We start from the raw sequence: 15,122 nt of genomic DNA, 5'->3' as shown, positions 1-15,122 counted from the left end.
ACACGTCACAGCGGGAGTCCGGGAGGTCAGTCCTTGATCTCGCAGATGGTGGCGCCGGAGGTGAGGGAGGCGCCGACGTCGGCGCTCAGGCCCACGATGGTGCCCGAGCGGTGTGCGTTCAGGGGCTGCTCCATCTTCATGGCCTCCAGGACCACGATCAGGTCGCCCTCGTTGACCTGCTGGCCCTCCTCGACCGCGACCTTCACGATCGTGCCCTGCATGGGCGAGGCCAGCGTGTCACCCGAGGCCGCCGGACCCGACTTCTTCGCCGCCCGCCGCTTGGGCTTGGCGCCGCCCGCGGCCGCCGTACGGGCCAGGGTCATGCCCAGCGAGGACGGCAGGGAGACCTCCAGGCGCTTGCCGCCGACCTCGACCACGACGGTCTCCCGGCCCGGCTCGTCCTCGGCCTCCTCGGCCGCCGGCGCGGTGAACGCGGGGATCTCGTTGACGAACTCCGTCTCGATCCACCGCGTGTAGACCGTGAACGGGCTCCCGTCGGCGGGGGCGAACGCGGGGTCGGTGACGACGGCGCGGTGGAAGGGGATGGCGGTGGCCATGCCCTCGACCTCGAACTCCGCCAGGGCGCGCGCGGCACGCTGGAGGGCCTGCTCGCGGGTGGCGCCGGTGACGATCAGCTTGGCCAGCAGCGAGTCCCAGGCCGGCCCGATCACCGAGCCGGATTCCACGCCGGTGTCCAGGCGCACGCCCGGGCCGGTGGGCGGGGCGAACTTCGTGACGGTGCCGGGGGCGGGCAGGAAGCCGCGGCCCGGGTCCTCGCCGTTGATGCGGAACTCGATGGAGTGGCCGCGCAGGACGGGGTCGCCGTAGCCCAGTTCCTCGCCGTCGGCGATGCGGAACATCTCCCGTACCAGGTCGATGCCGGAGACCTCTTCGGTGACCGGGTGCTCGACCTGGAGGCGGGTGTTGACCTCCAGGAAGGAGATCAGGCCGTCGGCGGAGACCAGGAACTCCACCGTGCCCGCGCCGACGTAGCCGGCCTCCTTCAGGATGGCCTTGGAGGCCGCGTACAGCTCCTCGTTCTGGGCCTGCGTCAGGAACGGCGCCGGGGCCTCCTCGACGAGCTTCTGGTGGCGGCGCTGGAGGGAGCAGTCGCGGGTGGAGACGACCACGACGTTGCCGTGGGTGTCGGCCAGGCACTGCGTCTCGACGTGACGCGGCTTGTCGAGGTAACGCTCGACGAAGCACTCGCCGCGGCCGAACGCGGCCACCGCCTCGCGCACCGCCGAGTCGTACAGCTCGGGGATCTCCTCGATGGTGCGGGCGACCTTCAGACCGCGGCCTCCACCGCCGAACGCGGCCTTGATCGCGATCGGCAGGCCGTGCTCCTCGGCGAACGCGACGACCTCGTCCGACCCGGCGACCGGGTCGGGGGTGCCCGCGACCAGCGGCGCGCCGGCCCGCTGGGCGATGTGGCGGGCGGCGACCTTGTCACCGAGGTCGCGGATGGCCTGCGGCGGCGGGCCGATCCAGGTCAGGCCCGCGTCGAGGACGGCCTGGGCGAACTCGGCGTTCTCGGACAGGAACCCGTACCCGGGATGGATCGCGTCGGCCCCGGAGTCCGCCGCGGCCTGCAGGACCTTCGCGAAGTCGAGGTAGCTGGCGGCCGGGGTGTCACCGCCCAACGCGAAAGCTTCGTCTGCCGCGCGGACGTGCAGGGCGTCCCGGTCCGGATCGGCGTAGACGGCTACGCTCGCGATCCCGGCATCCCGGCAGGCCCGGGCAACGCGGACAGCGATTTCGCCACGGTTGGCGATGAGCACCTTGCGCACGATGGCTCCCTCCTTGAAACAAGCTGAGTTTAGGGACAGCCGACACGGCCTTTCGACCCTTCCCCGGTGGTGAGCTTGCCCACACGGAGGGTGACGCGAGCGTCCCTCCAGCGCGAAAGCCCTTGTGTTGCCCCAGGTCAGGGAGATCCCCGACTGCACAGTAACCCCGTTGCGCGGAGAAGGTCTCTGTTCGGCGGGTCAGCGGCCCCTGCTGATTCTTTGTCGAGTCCCTACGAACGGCCTATGCATTCTTTGAGTGAGAGCCGTCACGAAAGCCTCTCGTAACGAAGCCGCCCCGCCCCCTTGTCCGCAGGTTTACTCGTTAGTAGCCTCCAGGGCGTCGAACACGCTTGTGGTGTACGGGGGATGGGGGCGTCGTGCTGCGCAGACTCGTGGCCGGGCTGGGCGCGCTCGCCCTGGCCGTGGAGGCGGCGGTCCTGGTCCTCGTCCACCTCGTGCTCGGGAAGACCACCGCGAACCAGTCGATGTCCGTCGCCGGGATGGACCCCGGCCTCATGTCCACGGCCACCTACGGCCTGGGCGCCGTCATGGGCGGCTTCCTGCTGCTGTGCGCCGTCCTGCTCGCCCTGACCGCCGTACGGGACCGGGCGCCCGGCCGCTTCGCCCGTGTCGTGATCATCGCCGCCGCCCTCACCCACGTCCTGCTCGGCGCCCTCGCCGTGGGACTCGTCGGCTGGGGCGCCTTCGCGGCGACGATGCTGATCCTGTGCCTGCTCGTCCTGACCCTGATGCTCTACGCGGCGGACCGGGCGGAACCGGAACCGGAACCGCGGGGAGCCGGGCTCAGGCCCACAAATCCGTGATCGACAGGCCCAGTTCGCCCAGCAGGGAGCGCAGCAGCGGCAGCGAGAGGCCGATGACGTTGCCCGGGTCCCCGTCGATGCCGTCGATGAACGGCGCCGACAGGCCGTCCAGGGTGAACGCCCCCGCCACGTGCAGCGGCTCGCCGCTCGCCACGTACGCCGCCACCTCCGCGTCCGTCGGCTCGCCGAAGCGGACCGTCGTGGAGGCGGTCGCCGAGACCTGACGGCCGGTCGCCGTGTCGATCACGCAGTGGCCCGTGCGCAGCACGCCGGCCCGGCCGCGCATCGCCGTCCAGCGGGCGGTGGCCTCGGCGGCGTCGGCCGGCTTGCCGAGGGCCTCGCCGTCCAGCTCCAGCACCGAGTCGCAGCCGATCACCAGCGCGCCCGCGGCCTCCTCCAGGCCCGCCACGACGGCCGCCTTGGCCTCGGCCAGGGCCAGGGCGAGGGCGGCCGGCTCGTCGTGGTCCAGGGTGTCCTCGTCGAAGCCGCTGACGATCACGTGCGGGGCCAGGCCGGCCTGCCGCAGCAGGTTCAGCCGGGCGGGGGAGGCGGAGGCGAGGACGAGCGTGCGCTGTGGCTCTACGGTCATGGGGGCCATCGTAGGGCGGCCCGCACCGGCCCCCGGAACGGGGCGGGGGATGCCCCGGGTAGGGGGCTAGAACGGCGCGACGCCGAGCACGTACACCCCGACGGCCACCGCCAGGGCGAGGACCACCAGCATCCGCCGCAGCATCGCCTGGGCGTCGCGCATGTCCTTCGGCGGCTCGTCCTTCGGGTCTGACCAGAGCATGCCCCGATCCTGGTCCCGGCACGACGGTGGCGCCTGAGTACCCGTACTCAGGCGCCACCATCCGTTCGCGCCATGTTTCCCGGACGCGGGGCCCGCGGCCGGCTCAGCCCTGGGGAGGCCAGTACGTACGTCCCCACGCGTGCGGGCCGGGCTGCGGCAGCCGCCGCCGCGCCACGCGGCGCGGGGACGCCCACTCGTCCTGGACCCGGGGCGCGCCCGACGGGGCCGAGGCCAGCGCCGCCGCGCGCGCTTGGACCACCGCCAGTGCGGCGGCCAGCTCCTCGGGGGTCGGGTTGCCCTTGACGACCTTGATCATCACGGTGAGCTCCTCGGGGGCCTAGAGGGGGATGTTGCCGTGCTTCTTCGGGGGCAGGGACTCCCGCTTGGTGCGCAGCTGGCGGAGCCCCTTGATCACCTGGGCGCGGGTCTCGGACGGCATGGTCACCGCGTCGATGTAACCGCGCTCGGCGGCCGTGTAGGGGTTGAGCAGCGTGTCCTCGTACTCGCTGATCAGCCGGGCGCGCACCTCCTCCACCTCATTCTCCCCCGCTTCGGCGATCGTGCGCCGGTGCAGGATGTTCACCGCCCCCTGCGCACCCATGACGGCGATCTGCGCGGTCGGCCAGGCCAGGTTCAGGTCCGCGCCGAGGTGCTTGGAGCCCATGACGTCGTAGGCGCCGCCGAAGGCCTTGCGGGTGATGACGGTGATCAGCGGGACGGTCGCCTCGGCGTAGGCGTAGATGAGCTTCGCGCCGCGCCGGATGATGCCGTTGTACTCCTGGTCGATGCCCGGCAGGAAGCCCGGGACGTCGACGAAGGTCAGCACCGGCACGTTGAAGGCGTCGCAGGTCCGCACGAAGCGCGCCGCCTTCTCGGAGGCGTTGATGTCCAGGCAGCCGGCGAACTGCATCGGCTGGTTGGCGACGATGCCCACCGGATGCCCCTCGACGCGGCCGAAGCCGGTGAGGATGTTCGGGGCGAACAGCGACTGCGTCTCCAGGAACTCGCCCTCGTCCAGCACGTGCTCGATCACGGTGTGCATGTCGTACGGCTGGTTCGCGCTGTCGGGGATCAGCGTGTCGAGCTCCAGGTCGGACGCGGAGACCGTGGTGTCCGCCTCCTCCGGGAACGCGGGCGGCTCGGAGAGGTTGTTCGACGGCAGGTAGGCCAGCAGCGACTTGACGTACTCGACGGCGTCCTTCTCGTCGCCCGCCATGTGGTGCGCGACGCCTGAGGTGCTGTTGTGCGTACGGGCGCCGCCGAGCTCCTCGAAGCCGACGTCCTCGCCGGTGACCGTCTTGATGACGTCCGGGCCGGTGATGAACATGTGCGAGGTCTGGTCGACCATGACGGTGAAGTCGGTGATGGCCGGGGAGTACACGGCCCCGCCGGCGCACGGCCCGACGACCAGGCTGATCTGCGGGATCACGCCGGAGGCGTGGACGTTGCGGCGGAAGATCTCGCCGTACATCCCGAGCGCGCTCACGCCCTCCTGGATGCGGGCGCCGCCGGAGTCGTTGATGCCGATGACCGGGCAGCCGGTCTTGAGGGCGAAGTCCATCACCTTGATGATCTTCTGGCCGTAGACCTCGCCGAGGGCCCCGCCGAAGACGGTGAAGTCCTGCGAGAACACGGCCACCGGCCGGCCGTCGACCGTGCCGTAGCCGGTGACGACGCCGTCGCCGTAGGGGCGCGTCTTCTCCAGCCCGAAGGCGGTCGAACGGTGCCGGGCGAACTCGTCCAGCTCGACGAAGGACCCCTCGTCCAGGAGCAACTCCACCCGCTCACGCGCCGTCAGCTTGCCTTTGGCGTGCTGCTTCTCGACGGCCCGCTCGGAACCGGCGTGGGTGGCTTCCTCCACCCGGCGGCGGAGATCCGCGAGCTTGCCCGCGGTCGTGTGCATGTCGATCGGCTCTGAGGGTTGTGACATCGGGGTCGCGGCTCCCTGTGTGGTGTCAACTGCCTGGTCAATTGCATGACTGCTGCTGGCTACTGGTGCGTAGCGTATCGGCGGGCATGGCGCTCGGCAGTGCGGCGTTTGACACACCTACATTGGCTTGCTTGGCATCGCCGCCTTCCCTAGGGGAGGCGGCGATGCCCTCGCGGGCGGGGCTTCCTGCTTCGTCGCGCGCCGCCGCGCCGGGGTGGCACCCCGACGAGGTCTTACGCCCGCTCCACAGGCAGTGACCGCAAGCCCGGCGGCCCGGAGGTTGATCGCCGCGTTCTCGTCCCGATCGTGCGTGGTGCCGCAGCTTCCGCACGTCCACGCGCGGACGGCCAAGGTGAGGCCGCCCGCGATGGCCCCGCAGGCCGAGCAGAGCTTCGAGCTGGGGAACCATCGGTCGACGATGATCAGTTCGCGGCCGTACCAAGCCGCTTTGTACTCCAGCATGCCGCGCAGCAGGCGCCAGGCGGCGTCGCCGATCGCGCGGGCGAGCTTGTGATTTCCCCGCATATTGCGAACGGAGAGGTCCTCGATGACGAGCGTTTGGTTTTCGCGCACGAGTCGAGTGGTCAGTTTGTGCAGGTGATCGAGGCGGCGGTCGGCGATCCGTGCGTGGATCCGTGCCACTCTGACGCGCGCCTTGGCCCGGTTGTTGCTTCCCTCCGCCTTTCGGGACAGTGAGCGCTGGGCCCGCCGGAGCCGTTCCCGTTCCGTGTGGGCGTGCCTCGGATTGGTGATCCGCTCGCCGGTGGAGAGCGTGGCCAGAGCCGTCAGCCCCAGGTCGATGCCGACCGTCGCGGTCGAGGCGGGCAGGGGGGCGGGGGTGTCCTCGCACAGGAGCGAGACGAACCACCGGCCGGCCGAGTCCCTGGACACGGTCACCGTGGTCGGCTCGGCACCGAGAGGCAGGGGGCGGGACCAGACGATGGGCAAAGGGGCCACCAGCTTGGCGAGGGTGAGCTCACCGTTCCGATAGCGGAACGCCGATCGGGTGTACTCGGCGCTCGCCCGTGACCTCCGCTTCGACTTGAAGCGCGGGTACCCCGACCGCCGCTCCCGGAACGCGGTGAACGCGCGCTCCAGGTGGCGCAGGGCCTGCTGGAGCGGCACGCAGGAGACTTCGGCGAGGTAAGCCAGTTCCTCGGACCGCTTCCAGGCGGTGAGCATCGCGGAAGTCCGGGCGTAGTCCGTCGGATCCCGTCGTGCTCGGGCTTCGGTGCGGGCGGCCAGAGCCAGGTTGTACACCTTCCGCACGCACCCGAACGTCTTGGACAGCTCCACGGCCTGCGCGTCGTTCGGGTAGAAACGGAATTTGTACGCTCTTTTTACCGCAGAGTTTCCCCACAGCCCGGAAGCTAGGGTCGGTCATGATCCGAAGACAAGCTCGGGTCAAAGGGTCACGTACGGCGACATAAGGAATCCGATCATGTCATCAGAGCCCTCAGCCGGAGCTTCCGCCGGACGCTGGTCGAGCCTGGACCGGCCTCCCCTCAATGTCGCGGCCCTGCGGCGGGCCCTCGTGGTCGAGGGTGGGCTGTGGTCCTCCCTGGAGGTGGTCCCCGCCACCGGGTCCACCAACACCGATCTCGCGGCGCGGGCCGCGCGGCTGCCGGAGGGGGCCGTGCTGGTCGCCGAGGAGCAGACCGCGGGGCGCGGGCGGCTGGACCGTACCTGGACGGCGCCGGCGCGGTCGGGACTGTTCTTCTCCGTCCTGCTCAAGCCCGGCGACGGCGTACCGCAGGAGCGGTGGGGGTGGCTGACGCTGCTGGCCGGGGTGGCGGCGTCGCGGGGGCTGTCCCGGGCGGCGGGCGTGGACGCGGTCCTCAAGTGGCCCAACGACCTGCTGGTCGGGGTGGAGGGGGAGGAGCGCAAGGCCGGCGGGATCCTCTCGGAGCGGGTCGCCGACGGCGTCGTCGTGGGGATCGGGCTCAACGTCACGCTCACGGAGGACGAGCTGCCGGTGCCCACCGCCGGGTCGCTGCTCCTGGCGAAGGCCTCCGTCACGGACCGGGAACCGCTGCTCAAGGCGGTGCTGCGGTCGCTGGAGGAGTGGTACGGGGACTGGCGCGAGGCCGGTGGGGATCCGGCGGAGAGCGGGCTCCAGGAGGCGTACGCGGCGGGCTGCGCGACGCTGGGCCGGCATGTGCGCGCGGAGCTGCCGGGAGGGCGGGCGCTCACCGGAACGGCCGAAGCGGTGGATGCGGACGGGAGGCTGGTGATCCGGACGCCGGAGGGTGAGCGGGAGGCGGTGGGGGCGGGGGACGTGGTCCACCTGCGCTCCATCCGCTGACCGGCCCCGAACCCGGCCGCCCGGCGCGGCGCCGTTGCGGGGGCTCTGCCCCCGGGCCCCCGCGCCTCAATCGCCGGCGAGGCTGGATTTGGGCGCCGCAGCTCGCACGGGGTGCCTGAGCCGGAGGGGCGCGCCGGGGGAACAGGGGCCTCGCGCGGAAGACCGTGAGGAACGAGCGGTCTGAGCACGTGGCCCCTGTGAGTCCGGCATCAGCGCCCCGGAGGCGAAGGCTCCCCCAGAGAGGGGGAGTGAGCTACGGCACACCTGCCGTATGGTTTAGGCGATCCCCGGCCCGCGGTGATCACCCGGTTTCGCAGTGCGCACGGAATGGACAGGAGGCGGCCCTTGACCGTCGACGACCCTACGTCCGGCGCGTCCCCGTCCGGCTCCGGCGGTTCCGGGGGCGGGCACGGCACTCCCATCGGGCGGGACCAGCACACTCCGATGCACGAGGTGGACCACACCGCGCAGCCCACCGCCGATCCGCTCGCCATCCGGCTGGAGCAGCTGATCCTGGGCGCCGAGCGGCGGTACACGCCGTTCCAGGCCGCCCGGAGCGCCGGGGTGTCGATGGAGCTGGCGTCGCGGTTCTGGCGGGCCATGGGCTTCGCGGACATCGGGCAGGCCAAGGCGCTGACGGAGGCCGACGTACTGGCGCTGCGGCGGCTGGCCGGTCTGGTCGAGGCGGGGCTGCTGAGCGAGCCGATGGCGGTGCAGGTGGCCCGGTCCACGGGGCAGACGACCGCCCGGTTGGCCGAATGGCAGATCGATTCCTTCCTGGAGGGGCTGACGGAGCCGCCGGAGCCGGGGATGACCCGTACGGAGGTCACGTATCCGCTGGTCGAGCTGTTGCTGCCGGAGCTGGAGGAGTTCCTGGTCTACGTCTGGCGGCGCCAGCTCGCGGCGGCGACGGGCCGGGTCGTGCAGGTCGCGGACGACGAGGAGATGGTCGACCGGCGCCTCGCGGTGGGCTTCGCGGACCTGGTCGGCTTCACGCGGCTGACGCGGCGCCTGGAGGAGGAGGAGCTCGGCGAGCTGGTCGAGGCCTTCGAGACGACGGCGGCGGACCTGGTGGCGGCGCACGGCGGCCGGCTGATCAAGACGCTGGGCGACGAGGTGCTGTACGCGGCGGACGACGCGTCGACGGCGGCGGAGATCGCGCTGCGGCTGATCGAGACGATGGAGGCCGATCCGCAGATGCCGGAACTGCGGGTGGGCATCGCGTTCGGCACGGTGACGACCCGGATGGGCGATGTGTTCGGCACGACGGTGAACCTGGCCTCCCGTCTGACGTCCATAGCGCCGAAGGACGCGGTGCTGGTGGACGGCGCCATGGCGGAGGAGCTGGGCCGGACCGGGGCCGCGCCGAAGTCGGAGAAGGACGCCGAGGCCGAGGGCGGCGGCGGCACGTACCGCTTCGCGCTCCAGCCGATGTGGCAGCGGCCGGTGCGTGGTCTGGGTGTCGTGGAGCCCTGGTCGCTGACGCGCAGGACGCCTAAGATCCCCGGGTAACGTTCGTTAACCGGGAGGGTGGCGTGGCTGTGGACGAGGTCCGGTACGGGGAGTTCGTCGGGGTCAGGCGGCACGGCGACGGCGGCGTGGTGGCCGAGCTGGTGCTGGACCGGCCCAAGGCGATGAACGCCGTGTCGACGGAGATGGCCCGTTCCCTCGGGGCGGCCTGTGCGGCGCTGGCCGCCGATTCCTCGGTACGGGTCGTCGTGCTCACCTCCACCCACGAGCGGGCGTTCTGCGTGGGCGCCGACCTCAAGGAGCGCAACTCCTTCTCGGACGCCGAGCTGGTGCGCCAGCGCCCGACGGCCCGCGCGGCGTACGGGGGCGTACTGGAGCTGCCGGTGCCGGCCATCGCCGCGGTGCACGGCTTCGCGCTGGGCGGCGGCTTCGAGCTGGCGCTGGCCTGCGATGTGATCGTGGCCGACGCGACGGCGGTGGTCGGCCTGCCCGAGGTGTCGGTGGGCGTGATCCCGGGCGGCGGCGGTACGCAGCTGCTGCCCCGGCGGGTCGGGGCGGCCCGCGCGGCCGAGCTGATCTTCACGGCGCGCCGGGTGGAGGCCGCGGAGGCGCTTTCGCTGGGACTGGTGGACGAGGTCGCCCCGGCGGGCGGGGACCGTACGCGGGCCCTGGAGCTGGCGGCGGCGATGGCGGCGAACTCCCCGGTCGGGCTGCGCGCGGCCAAGCGGGCGCTGCGGCTGGGGCACGGGATGGACCTGGCGGCCGGGCTGGAGATCGAGGACGCGGCCTGGCGGACGGTGGCCTTCTCGGGGGACCGGGCGGAGGGCGTGGCGGCGTTCAACGAGAAGCGCACCCCGCACTGGCCGGGGGAGTAGGCCGCAGAGGGCAGTCCGCGGAGGGCAGTCCGCGCGGCGCCGCGCCCGGGATCACAAATGGGACAAAACCCCTAACGCCCCTAACCTGGGTTGATGGGACTTGACGGGCGGCTTCGGGCCGTCGTGGGCCTCGCGCAGGCGATGGCGGCGGCGTGCGCGCCACGGGACAGCGTCCGGGCCGCCGCGCGGGGGGCGCGGCTCGCGCTGGACGGGTCGTTCGCCGCGATCTCGGCGTGGGAGCGCGAGCGGGGGCGGCTGCGGGTCCTCGTGAACGAGGGGGAGCGGCGGTCCGGGGAGGAGGAGTTCCCCGACGACGAGTCCTACCCCGTGCACGACTTCCCGGAGATCGCGGAGTTCCTGCACGAGCGCTGGGCCGGCGGTGGCGGGCCGCACGCCTGGGTCGAGAGCGCGGTGGGCAGCCGGCCCGGGCGCCGGGGCGCGGCGCTGCGCCGGCGGGGGCGCGGTACGTGCGTGGTCGCGCCGATCGTGCTCAGCGGGCGGGCCTGGGGTGAGCTGTACGTCGCCCGGGACGAGGGGCTGGCGGACTTCGACGAGGGCGACGCCGAGTTCGCGACGGTGCTGGCGGCGGTGGTCGCGGCCGGCCTCGCGCAGAACGAGCGGCTGGAGGAGGCCCGCCGACTGGCCTTCACCGACCCGCTCACCGGCCTCGCGAACCGGCGGGCCGTGGACATGCGGCTGGACGAGGCGCTGGAGGAGCACCGGCGCACGGGGGCCGTGGTGAGCCTGGTCGTCTGCGATCTGAACGGTCTCAAGCGGGTCAACGACACCCACGGGCACGCGAGCGGCGACCGGCTGCTGGAACGATTCGGCTCGGTGCTGAGCCTGTGCGGCGCCAGGCTGGCGGGCGCGCTGGTCGCGCGGCTGGGCGGGGATGAGTTCTGCCTGGTCAGCGCGGGTCCTTCGGCGGACGAGGTGGTACGGGTGACCGAGGAGGTGTGCGTACGGGCCGCCGCGCTGGAGCTGGGCGAGGGGGTGGCCTGCGGGGTCGCCTCGACGGGGGATCCGATCGGGCCGGTGCGGTCCTCGCGCAGGCTCTTCCGGCTGGCCGACGCGGCGCAGTACAAGGCGAAGGCGGCCCGGTCGGCGGGACCGGTGGTGGCGGGGCGCGACACGGCGGTGGTCCGGCTGGCGGACGCGGCGGCCGCCCGGGAGTCGCCGGGCGAACGGCGCCGCTTCCGGGGCCGCCTGTGAGGCCGCGTGCGTAAGGGGCGTACCCCTCGCGGGATCGTGACACGGTTGGCTAGTGACAGGTTGGGATTCAGTCCGTAGGGTGCTGAATATGGATATGCACACTGTCGTGGTGGGGACGTCCGGGACCACCGCCGAGGACGTCATCGCCGTCGCCCGAGGCAACGCGCGGGTCGAGCTGTCCGGCGAGGCGCTCGACGCCCTCGCCCGCGCTCGCGAGATCGTCGACGCGCTCGCCGCCAAGCCCGAGCCCGTCTACGGGGTCTCCACCGGCTTCGGCGCCCTCGCCTCCCGGCACATCAGCCCCGAGCTGCGCGCGCAGCTCCAGCGCAACATCGTCCGCTCGCACGCCGCCGGCATGGGCCCGCGCGTCGAGCGCGAGGTCGTGCGCGCCCTGATGTTCCTGCGCCTGAAGACGGTGGCCTCCGGGCACACCGGGGTCCGGCCGTCCGTGGCGCAGACCATGGCCGACGTGCTCAACGCCGGGATCACCCCCGTCGTCCACGAGTACGGCTCCCTGGGCTGCTCCGGCGACCTCGCCCCGCTGTCCCACTGCGCCCTGGCGCTGATGGGCGAGGGTGACGCCGAGGGCCCCGACGGCACCGTCCGCCCCGCCGGCGAGCTGCTCGCCGAGGCCGGGATCGAGCCGGTCGAGCTGCGCGAGAAGGAGGGCCTGGCCCTCCTGAACGGCACCGACGGCATGCTCGGCATGCTGGTCATGGCCCTGGCCGACCTCGCCACCCTGTACACCTCGGCCGACATCACCGCGGCGCTGACCCTGGAGGCCCTGCTCGGCACCGAGAAGGTCCTCCAGCCCGAGCTGCACGCCATCCGCCCGCACCCCGGCCAGGGCGCCTCCGCCGCGAACATGGCCGCCGTGCTCAAGGGCTCCGGGCTCACCGGGCACTTCCAGGAGGAGTCCGCCCCGCGCGTGCAGGACGCCTACTCGGTGCGCTGCGCCCCGCAGGTCGCCGGCGCGGGCCGCGACACGCTCGCGCACGCCGCGCTCGTGGCCTCCCGCGAGCTGGCCGCCGCCGTCGACAACCCGGTCGTGCTGCCCGACGGGCGCGTGGAGTCCAACGGCAACTTCCACGGCGCCCCGGTCGCGTACGTCCTGGACTTCCTGGCCATCGCCGCCGCCGACCTCGGCTCCATCGCCGAGCGCCGCACCGACCGTCTCCTGGACAAGAACCGCAGCCACGGCCTGCCGCCGTTCCTCGCGGACGACGCCGGCGTGGACTCCGGTCTGATGATCGCCCAGTACACGCAGGCGGCCCTGGTCAGCGAGATGAAGCGGCTCGCCGTCCCGGCCTCCGCCGACTCGATCCCCTCCTCCGCCATGCAGGAGGACCACGTCTCCATGGGGTGGTCGGCCGCGCGCAAGCTGCGTACCGCCATCGACAACCTGACGCGGATCATCGCCATCGAGCTCTACGCCGCCACCCGCGCCATCGAGCTGCGCCACCACCTGACCCCGGCGCCGGCCAGCCGCGCCGCGATCGACGCGGTACGGGCGGCGGGCGTGCAGGGCCCCGGGCCGGATCGTTTCCTCGCGCCCGACCTGGCCGCCGCCGACGCCTTCGTGCGCGCGGGCGCTCTGGTGGCCGCCGTCGAGCCGGTGACGGGCCCGCTGGCCTGAGCCGCGGCGCCGGCCGCCACGGCAGTCGTACGAGGGGCCGCGCCCCCGGGATCCGCTCCCGGGGGCGCGGCCCGTGCGCGTACGGCTACAGGGCGCGCGAGCGGCGTACGGAGAAGGTCACGAACCCGGCTCCCAGCCCCAGGAAGAGCGTGCCGCCCACCACGTACGGGGTGGTGTCGACGCTGCCGGTGTCGGCGAGCGAGAGGGTGACCACGGCGGCGGTCTCCGGTTCGGCGGCCACCTCCTCGGCCCCGGCGATGCTGCCGGTGCCCGTACCGGTGCCGCTGACGGTGCCCGTGTTGGCGGCGGCGGGCGCGCCGGAGCCCGAGGTGTGCCCGGGAGCCGTGGCGTTCGCCGAGGGGACGAACCAGAGGGCGGCGAGGAGGGTGGTCGCTCCGAGAGCGGTGAGCAGCGGTCGACGTGCGGACACCGGCGATCCCCCTTGCGGAAGCAGCGAATTGGCCGTGGGGGCAGATGCTAGTGAAAGGGGCGGGTCGTGGGAAAGTCGAGGCTGTCGCGGGCTTACTCTCCGTCGTATGAACCCTTCTGAGACATCACGATACGTACGGCTTCGGGTGGATTTGGTGCTGGAGGTGACCGATGCGGACGCCCTCATCGGCGCCGCCCTCGCCCACGTGAAGGCCGACGAGTTCATGCCGGACGAGGAGCGCGGCCACGCCGAGTCGGCCGTGCGGGAGGACGAATCGGAGGCTCTGGCCTACCTGGTGGACCCGACGGATCTGGTCGCGGAGCTGTCGGGAGTGGAACTGGCCCAGGCTTCATGGAGCAGCGAACCGGTCGAATACGACCCCGAGTCGTTGGAGTGGGACCTCGACGAGGAAGATGGTGACTTCGAGGAAGAGGCCGACAACGCCTGACCGTGGGGTTGCACACATCCGAACGGAATGTGGAACCGTTCCACGTCGTAACGCGTTGTCAGGACGAGCAGGGGTTCGCGCCCCTGCCCGGCCCGATCCCGGGAATGCAGCCTCGGGATTTCCGGCAACGATGGAGTGACGTGTGAGGACGTACAGCAAGCGGCGGAGGCGGTCCCTGGTGGCCGTATCCGCCGTGCTCGGTGGCGTACTGATGCTTTCGGCCTGCAACGACGCGGGTGATGGGAAGGCACAGGGCGGCTCGGATACGGGCAAGTCGCAGGCAGACGTGGACGCGGCGGCCGCCAAGGACAGCTCCAAGGCGCGAATAGCCATCACGCCCAAGGACGGCGCGACGAACATCGGCCTGAACGACGCCACGAACGTCACCGTCAGCGACGGCACGCTCACCAAGGTGGAGCTGAAGACGACGGACGGCACGGCCGTGTCCGGCAAGATCTCCGCCGACGGCAAGAGCTGGAAGCCTGAGGGCGCCCTCAAGCGCTCCACGAAGTACGCGCTGGCGGCGACCGCGAAGGACGAGGCCGGGCGCGAGGCGCACGAGAACGCCTCCTTCACCACGGTCTCCCCGGAGAACAGCTTCGTCGGCTCGTTCATCCCGGACGAGGGCGAGACGGTCGGCGTGGGCATGCCGGTCTCGATCACCTTCAACAAGCCGATCAAGGACACGAAGGCCGTGCAGGCGGCCATCAACGTCTCCACCAGCAGCGGCCAGGAGGTCGTCGGCCACTGGTTCGGCAACCAGCGCCTGGACTTCCGCCCGGAAGAGTACTGGAAGGCCAACTCCACCGTCACGCTGAAGCTGGCGCTGGAGGGCGTGCAGGGCGCGCCCGGCATCCAGGGCGTCCAGAACAAGACCGTGAACTTCAAGATCGGCCGGAGCCAGGTCTCCACCGTCGACGTGAAGACGAAGAAGATGACGGTCACCCGGGACGGGCAGGTCCTCAAGACCATCCCGATCTCGGCGGGCTCCCCGGACAACCCGACGTACAACGGCCAGATGGTGATCTCCGAGAAGTTCAAGGAGACCCGGATGGACGGCGCCACCGTCGGCTTCAAGAACGGTGAGGGCAAGGGCGAGTACGACATCAAGGACGTCCCGCACGCGATGCGGCTGTCCACCTCCGGCACCTTCATCCACGGCAACTACTGGGGATCCGACTCGATCTTCGGCAGTGTGAACACCAGCCACGGCTGTGTCGGCCTGAACGACTCCAAGGGTGCCAACGACCCGGACACCGCCGGTGCCTGGTTCTTCGAGAACTCGCTCATCGGCGACGTGGTCACCGTGGTGAACTCCCCGGACAAGACCATCAAGCCCGACAACGGCCTCAACGGCTGGAACATGAGCTGGGCGGAGTGGAAGGCCGGTCCCTCGGCCTGATCCGACGCCG

Annotated in this window: 15 protein-coding genes; 8 read left to right on the top strand and 7 right to left on the bottom strand. The window is 71.9% G+C overall.

The genetic code is table 11. The annotated features are described in order from the left end of the window. Positions 1-26: 26 nt before the first annotated feature. Positions 27-1,790, bottom strand: coding sequence for an acetyl/propionyl/methylcrotonyl-CoA carboxylase subunit alpha (locus ACZ6ZT_RS23295; RefSeq protein WP_469721745.1), 1,764 nt, complete (start codon positions 1,788-1,790; stop codon positions 27-29). A gap of 377 nt (positions 1,791-2,167) precedes the next feature. Here ACZ6ZT_RS23295 and ACZ6ZT_RS23290 point away from each other — a divergent pair, with 377 nt between their 5' ends. After that, positions 2,168-2,614, top strand: a complete 447-nt coding sequence (locus ACZ6ZT_RS23290) for a hypothetical protein (RefSeq protein ID WP_469721744.1) — start codon at positions 2,168-2,170, stop codon at positions 2,612-2,614. On the opposite strand, the gene ACZ6ZT_RS23285 is transcribed toward ACZ6ZT_RS23290, so the two are convergent. From ACZ6ZT_RS23285 to ACZ6ZT_RS23265, 5 genes are all read right to left on the bottom strand, one after another. Further along, positions 2,595-3,203 (bottom strand): Maf family protein, encoded by a 609-nt coding sequence (locus ACZ6ZT_RS23285; protein WP_469721743.1) that lies wholly within the window; start codon positions 3,201-3,203, stop codon positions 2,595-2,597. The genes ACZ6ZT_RS23290 and ACZ6ZT_RS23285 overlap by 20 nt on opposite strands. 66 nt (positions 3,204-3,269) lie before the next feature. Beyond that, on the bottom strand, positions 3,270-3,404 hold the full coding sequence (gene mmpB, locus ACZ6ZT_RS23280) for a morphogenic membrane protein MmpB (protein WP_469721742.1): 135 nt from the start codon (positions 3,402-3,404) through the stop codon (positions 3,270-3,272). A gap of 103 nt (positions 3,405-3,507) precedes the next feature. After that, a complete protein-coding gene (locus ACZ6ZT_RS23275; RefSeq protein WP_469721820.1) occupies positions 3,508-3,720 on the bottom strand; it encodes an acyl-CoA carboxylase epsilon subunit in 213 nt (70 codons plus the stop codon). Positions 3,721-3,741: 21 nt separating this feature from the next. After that, the gene (locus ACZ6ZT_RS23270) at positions 3,742-5,334 is read right to left on the bottom strand and encodes an acyl-CoA carboxylase subunit beta (RefSeq protein WP_469721741.1); all 1,593 of its coding nucleotides are present in this window, start codon (positions 5,332-5,334) and stop codon (positions 3,742-3,744) included. A gap of 117 nt (positions 5,335-5,451) precedes the next feature. Further along, a complete protein-coding gene (locus ACZ6ZT_RS23265; RefSeq protein WP_469721819.1) occupies positions 5,452-6,696 on the bottom strand; it encodes an RNA-guided endonuclease InsQ/TnpB family protein in 1,245 nt (414 codons plus the stop codon). Positions 6,697-6,775: 79 nt separating this feature from the next. On the opposite strand from ACZ6ZT_RS23265, the gene ACZ6ZT_RS23260 reads away from it, so the two are divergent. The 5 genes from ACZ6ZT_RS23260 (at position 6,776) to hutH (ending at position 12,832) form a co-directional block, all read left to right on the top strand. Further along, entirely contained in the window at positions 6,776-7,639 is an 864-nt protein-coding gene (locus tag ACZ6ZT_RS23260; RefSeq protein WP_469721740.1) for a biotin--[acetyl-CoA-carboxylase] ligase, read from the top strand. Positions 7,640-7,984: 345 nt separating this feature from the next. After that, positions 7,985-9,151, top strand: a complete 1,167-nt coding sequence (locus ACZ6ZT_RS23255) for an adenylate/guanylate cyclase domain-containing protein (protein ID WP_469721739.1) — start codon at positions 7,985-7,987, stop codon at positions 9,149-9,151. 29 nt (positions 9,152-9,180) lie between these two features. After that, positions 9,181-9,984, top strand: a complete 804-nt coding sequence (locus tag ACZ6ZT_RS23250) for an enoyl-CoA hydratase/isomerase family protein (RefSeq protein WP_469721818.1) — start codon at positions 9,181-9,183, stop codon at positions 9,982-9,984. Between the two features lie 93 nt (positions 9,985-10,077). Further along, positions 10,078-11,196, top strand: coding sequence for a GGDEF domain-containing protein (locus tag ACZ6ZT_RS23245; RefSeq protein WP_469721738.1), 1,119 nt, complete (start codon positions 10,078-10,080; stop codon positions 11,194-11,196). Between the two features lie 94 nt (positions 11,197-11,290). After that, positions 11,291-12,832, top strand: a complete 1,542-nt coding sequence (gene hutH, locus ACZ6ZT_RS23240; RefSeq protein ID WP_469721816.1) for a histidine ammonia-lyase — start codon at positions 11,291-11,293, stop codon at positions 12,830-12,832. An 85-nt stretch (positions 12,833-12,917) separates the two neighbouring features. Here hutH and ACZ6ZT_RS23235 read toward each other — a convergent pair whose 3' ends face one another. Continuing rightward, complete coding sequence (locus tag ACZ6ZT_RS23235) at positions 12,918-13,262, bottom strand: hypothetical protein (protein WP_469721737.1); 345 nt, start codon at positions 13,260-13,262, stop codon at positions 12,918-12,920. A 163-nt stretch (positions 13,263-13,425) separates the two neighbouring features. On the opposite strand from ACZ6ZT_RS23235, the gene ACZ6ZT_RS23230 reads away from it, so the two are divergent. Further along, positions 13,426-13,710 carry a hypothetical protein gene (locus tag ACZ6ZT_RS23230; RefSeq protein WP_469721736.1) on the top strand — a complete coding sequence of 95 codons (285 nt, stop codon included), beginning with the start codon at positions 13,426-13,428 and terminating at the stop codon, positions 13,708-13,710. Between the two features lie 142 nt (positions 13,711-13,852). Next, positions 13,853-15,112, top strand: coding sequence for a L,D-transpeptidase (locus tag ACZ6ZT_RS23225; RefSeq protein WP_469721735.1), 1,260 nt, complete (start codon positions 13,853-13,855; stop codon positions 15,110-15,112). Positions 15,113-15,122: the final 10 nt, after the last annotated feature.

The organism is Streptomyces sp. NPDC102258 (assembly GCF_055584685.1).
The sequence above is the reverse complement of the archived record's forward strand: the minus strand, read 5'-3'. Positions and strand labels throughout refer to the sequence as shown.